Annotated in this window: 1 pseudogene; it reads left to right on the plus strand. The window is 64.1% G+C overall.

Going from position 1 to position 248, the window contains the following annotated elements:
- Nucleotides 1-223 (plus strand): annotated as a pseudogene (locus H5965_RS46295) (IS982 family transposase); the annotation flags it as partial.
- Between the last annotated feature and the right edge of the window lie 25 nt (nt 224-248).

Below are 248 nucleotides of genomic sequence, written 5' to 3' on the forward strand. Positions count from 1 at the left end.
GCCCCATCCCGGTGAGCCGCTGCTCAAGTCCATCCGCCAGCTCATCGAGTCGGTCAACGACACCCTCAAAGGCCAGCTCAACCTCGAACAACACGGCGGACGCACCATCGAAGGCGTCGGAGTCCGCGTCGCCCAACGCCTCCTCGCGTTGACCGCCGCCATCTGGCACAACCGCACCACCAGCCAACCCATCACCCGATCCCTGACCGCCTACGACCACTAACCGAGTTACGCATCACTCGTCTAGG

Origin of the sequence: Amycolatopsis sp. 505 (assembly GCF_031625235.1) — a bacterium.
Lineage (GTDB): Bacteria > Actinomycetota > Actinomycetes > Mycobacteriales > Pseudonocardiaceae > Amycolatopsis.